Below are 4538 nucleotides of genomic sequence, written 5' to 3'. Positions count from 1 at the left end.
GGTCTCGCCCTCGAGGCCGGCTCGCGCGCCCCAGACGACGCCGTCGGCGCGGAGGGTTCGGCCCTCGAGGTCGGCCGCGGAGCCGATGACGACGGTGTTGGTCTCGGGCTCGATGCGGACCACGTAGGCCGGCTCGCCCAGCGCGATGCCCAAGCCGCGGCGTTGCCCGACGGTGTAGAACGGGTAGCCGGCGTGCGTGCCCAAGGTCTCGCCGGTCGCGACGTGGACGAACTTTCCGCCCTCGAGGGCGGCCAGATCGTGGCGGCGCGACAGGAAGCCGCGGTAGTCGTCGTCGGGGACGAAACAGATCTCGTACGAGTCCTTCTTGCCGGCGACGTGCTCCATGCCCATCTCGGACGCGAGCCGCCGGATCTCGGTCTTCTCCAAGCCGCCGAGCGGAAACAGGGTCCGCGCGAGGTGCTCCTGCGCGACGCCCCACAGCACGTACGACTGATCCTTGGTGTCGTCGACACCACGGCTGACGATGTGCCGTCCGTCCTTCTCTCGGACCTGGGCGTAGTGGCCCGTCGAGATGTGGTCGCAACCGAGCGCATCGGCCCGCTTCATGAGCGCGGCCCACTTGATGTGCGTGTTGCACAGCACGCACGGGTTGGGCGTCCGGCCTTCGAGGTAGTCGCTCGCAAACCGGTCGATCACCCATCCGCCGAACTCGTCCCGGATGTCGACGACGGTGTGGCTCGCGCCCAGACGGACGGCGACGGCGCGGGCGTCGTTCATGTCGTCGAGCGAGCAGCAGCCCGACTGCTTCCGCGACACGCCGGACCCGCCGAGCGACGTCTCGTAGTCCCACGTCTTCATGGTCACGCCCACGACCTGGTAGCCCGCCTCGTGCAAGAGGCCGGCTGCAACAGACGAGTCGACGCCGCCGCTCATGGCGACGAGCACGCGGCCATGGCGGCTCACGGGCGGAGGGGGCAGGAACGACCGAAAGGTAGGGCCCGCCCTCGAGGACGACGTGACCGCACCGCGACGACGCTGTGGAGAGCGTGTGGCGTCAGACCTCCACCGGGAGTTGTCCTCATCTTCGCCCGTCTGCCGGGGTCAGATCTGCAGTTTCGGGCCTCGCAACACACGTACCTGATGGCAGACGAGCCCACGCGCCGCGAACGAATCAAGGCCGCCAACATCCCGCCCGCCATCGGCCCGTACTGCCAAGGGCTGTTGGTCGGGGACACGCTCTACGTGTCCGGTCAGATCGGGCTCGACCCGGAGACGGGGGGCATGATCGAGGGCGACATCGAGGACGAGACGACGCAGATCCTGGACAACATCGGCGCGGTGCTCAAGGCGGCCGACATGGACTTCGCGCACGTCGTTCAGGTGACGCTCTTCCTGCGCAGCATGAGCGACTACGCGTTGGTGAACGAGGTCTACGCCCGCTATTTCAGCGGCGCGACGCCGGCCCGCGAGGCCCTCGAGGTCGGAGAGCTGCCGCGCGACGCGCGAATCGAGATCAGTTGCATCGCGGTGCGGTAACTCGAAGGGGTACGCGACAGAGGGATGACCTCGCTTTCGTCCTCGCTGTCGGGTCAGACCTCGATGGCGGCATCGATCGGCACGTCGGGAAGCGTAGCGCGTCCTTTGAGAAACGCGATCTCGACGGCAAACGAGATTCCAGCGACCGTCGCGCCGGCGGCCTCGACGAGCCGGCACGCGGCACGAGCGGTACCGCCCGTCGCGATCACGTCGTCGTGCACGAGCACGCGGGCCGCTGAGGGGAGGTCGTCGGCGTGAAGCTCCAAGGCGTCTCGCCCGTACTCGAGGTCGTAGGTCTCGCGCAACGTGGCGGCGGGAAGCTTGCCCGGCTTCCTAGCAGGCACGAACCCGGCGCCGAGTCGGTCGGCGATCGCGGGTCCGAGCCAGTACCCCCGAGCCTCGATGCCGACGACGTGCGTGATGCCAGCGTCGGTCCACGGCTCGACGAGACGGCCGAGGAGTGCGGAGAACAGCGCGGGGTCGGCCAGGACCGGCGTCAGATCCTTGAAAGCGATCCCCGGCTTGGGGAAGTCGGGGACGGTGCGGAGGGCGGAGAGAAAGTCGGGCACCGCGGCAGGTGTTGTGGCGAGGGAATCCTCCGACCTCGAGGACGCAGGCGAGGGTCCATGACGGAGCGAGATCGCGTCGGCTCTCCGCCCTCGAGGGCGCACAACGCGGCCTTTGTACCCTCGTCGATGCGACGTCCTCGAGGGCGGTGTCCCGACTGCGCGAGTCTCGTCCGGGGGCGGACGCGTAGCCTATCCGCCGAGGCCTTGCTCGTAGGCCTGCTGGTACTGACGGACGGCCTCGAGGATGGCGCGCGCCGTCTCGACTTGGCCCTCTTCCGAGCGCAGGTACCGCGCCTCGTCCGGGTTGGTCAGGAACCCGACCTCGACGAGCACGGCCGGCATCGAGGCCGCCCACAGCACCATGAAGTTGTCCTGCTTCACGCCACGGCTCCGCCGTCCCGCTCGGACGAACTCCCGCTCGATCAGACTCGCGAGGTACTGGCTCTCCTCCTGGTACGCGCTCATCGCGAGCGAGGCCAGAATGTCGCCCTCGTCGTGGAAGTCGGCGTAGAGGCTGGGGTCGCTCTCGAGCTCGATGACGCTGTTCTCGCGCTCCATCACCTCGCGCGCGTTGCCGGAGCCGCGCGGCGCCAGGAAGAAGGTCTCGGTCCCGTAGGCGGCCTCTGGACCCACGTTGCCGTGGACGGAGATGAACAGCTTGCCCCCTTCGCGGTTGGCGATCCGGCCTCGCTCGCGGACCTCGACGAACACGTCCGTCTCGCGCGTGTAGACGACGTTGATCCCGAGCTCTCGCTCGATCATCGGCCCCAGAAGGTTCACGACCGCGAAGCCGATGTCCCGGTCCGTGATCCCGATCCCGACGCCGCCGGGGTCGCTCCCTCCGTGGCCCGCATCGAGGACGATGGTGTCGAGGCGCCAGTTTTCCCCGCCCTCAGGGACGTCGACGCGTTCCCCACCTGGAAACGGGCCGCGCGACGTCACGACGGGCTCGGGCTCGACGCGGACGACGCCGCTCCCCCACGTGTCCGACCGAGGACGTGGGCTTCGAGCAAACGACAGCAACAGGTCGTCGCTCTCGCGGTCGGGGTAGGCCCGCACGTTGAACGACGGGTCGGCCTCGAAGCGGAGGGTAACGCGGTCGGGGCCGGTCTCGAACTGGTACCCCCGGACGGGACCTTGGGCAGCCTCCTGCCGCATCGAGGACGAGAGCCGCGTCCTGTAGAGCACGACCTCGAGGCTGCCGCCCACTTGGTCTACGCTGTAGGCGCGGACACGCTCGGACGTTTGGATGCGGGCGACGACGCCGTCCCCGGCAGAGTCGAACGAGACGCGCTCGAGATCGACGAGGGCGTGGGCAGGCCCAGCGATCAGGGCGACGGCGAGGCAGGCGAGGCGCAGCATGGGGGACGCGATCTAAAGAGGGGCGCCCGACGACAGGGAAAAACCGTGCCATCGCGACGCTGCTGTAGGGCGTCGAGCCAAAAGGCCGTCTCCGCAGGCAACCGATCCGACTGGATCGACTGCGCTACCGACGAGGCCTCTGGTCCGGGGGGGACCACAACCTACCACGTCTGTGCTCTCGGTCAAAGACGGCGGCAGAACGTGCCGGTGAGGCGTCGTTCTACCGTTCCCCGACCAACTCGTGGAGCCGGTGGTCCACGATCGCGTCGTGGAGACTACGGCGCCGCTCGAGGTCCTGGCGAGCGGCCTCGAGGCGCCGTCCCGCGAGGTCGAACTCCTGCGCTCGGATCTGGTGCTTGAGCGACAACAAGTCTGAGAGCTGGCGTCGCAGCTCGTCGTGGAGTCCAGAGCGCTCGTCGCCGTCGGGGAGGTCGCGGAGCTGGTTCGCGAGCGACGTCACCTCGGCCTCGAGGTCGGCCTCGCGGCGCATCTGGTCGTAGAGCGTCCGGTCCGAGTCCGCGACGTCGCGCATGTAGGCGGCCTCGATGATGGGCTGCATCTGCTCGCGCGGGAGCGCGTCCGTCGAGGTCGCCTCGTCGACGATGTACACGGGGTTACCGGCGCGGCTCGATATCGAGAGCGGGGTCAGCCGGTCGGCCTCGAGGACGAACGGGGCGCCGTCGATCTCGAGGAGGGGCGCGACAGGACCGCTAAAGGTCAGCTCTCCGTCGTATCCAGCCAAGTCGAGGCCGGGCGGGACCGCGTCAGGGAGGTGCCGGCCGTCGAGGTAGATCTGGCCGTCCCGGATCTCGAAGGAGTGGACGGCGTCGGCCTCTGCCGAGACCAGGGCGTTCCCCGTCTGAGCCGACGGAGCGCTCGCCGCCAGCGCGAGCGTGGCGATCAACAGCGTGCTCGTTCTCATCGCTGGCGGGTCGAGTCAGGGGTGGTCACGGGCGCGGGCGCGGCGCCCTCGCGGACGGCCTGGATCTCAGGGGCCGCCGTGCGCGAGGGAGACGTCGGCACGCCGAACGACTCCGCGGGCTCCTCCCAGTCGATGACGTCCTCGAGGTCGAGGTCGTTGAGCCGTAGCGAGAGCGCGCGGACGTCGTC

The 4538-nt window shown here is 69.1% G+C and carries 6 protein-coding genes; 1 reads left to right on the top strand and 5 read right to left on the bottom strand.

Going from position 1 to position 4538, the window contains the following annotated elements:
* Positions 1–924 (bottom strand): tRNA 2-thiouridine(34) synthase MnmA (mnmA, locus tag WBA11_RS12410; RefSeq protein WP_424520992.1); only part of this gene is annotated, 924 nt, incomplete at its 3' end.
* A 177-nt stretch (positions 925–1101) separates the two neighbouring features.
* On the opposite strand from mnmA, the gene WBA11_RS12405 reads away from it, so the two are divergent.
* Positions 1102–1497, top strand: a complete 396-nt coding sequence (locus WBA11_RS12405) for a Rid family detoxifying hydrolase (RefSeq protein WP_424520991.1) — start codon at positions 1102–1104, stop codon at positions 1495–1497.
* Positions 1498–1550: 53 nt separating this feature from the next.
* Here the strand turns inward: WBA11_RS12405 and WBA11_RS12400 are convergent, their stop codons facing one another.
* The 4 genes from WBA11_RS12400 to WBA11_RS12385 form a co-directional block, all read right to left on the bottom strand.
* Positions 1551–2066, bottom strand: coding sequence for an adenine phosphoribosyltransferase (locus tag WBA11_RS12400; RefSeq protein WP_424520990.1), 516 nt, complete (start codon positions 2064–2066; stop codon positions 1551–1553).
* Positions 2067–2255: 189 nt separating this feature from the next.
* A complete protein-coding gene (locus WBA11_RS12395; protein ID WP_424520989.1) occupies positions 2256–3428 on the bottom strand; it encodes an N-acetylmuramoyl-L-alanine amidase family protein in 1173 nt (390 codons plus the stop codon).
* A gap of 220 nt (positions 3429–3648) precedes the next feature.
* Complete coding sequence (locus WBA11_RS12390; RefSeq protein ID WP_424520988.1) at positions 3649–4350, bottom strand: hypothetical protein; 702 nt, start codon at positions 4348–4350, stop codon at positions 3649–3651.
* Positions 4347–4538: hypothetical protein (locus WBA11_RS12385; protein WP_424520987.1), on the bottom strand; the 192-nt coding region annotated here is incomplete at its 5' end. The genes WBA11_RS12385 and WBA11_RS12390, both read right to left, overlap by 4 nt.

The organism is Rubrivirga sp. (assembly GCF_049648075.1).
In the GTDB taxonomy this organism is placed as follows: domain Bacteria; phylum Bacteroidota; class Rhodothermia; order Rhodothermales; family Rubricoccaceae; genus Rubrivirga.
This window is presented reverse-complemented; position numbering and strand designations above follow the sequence as displayed.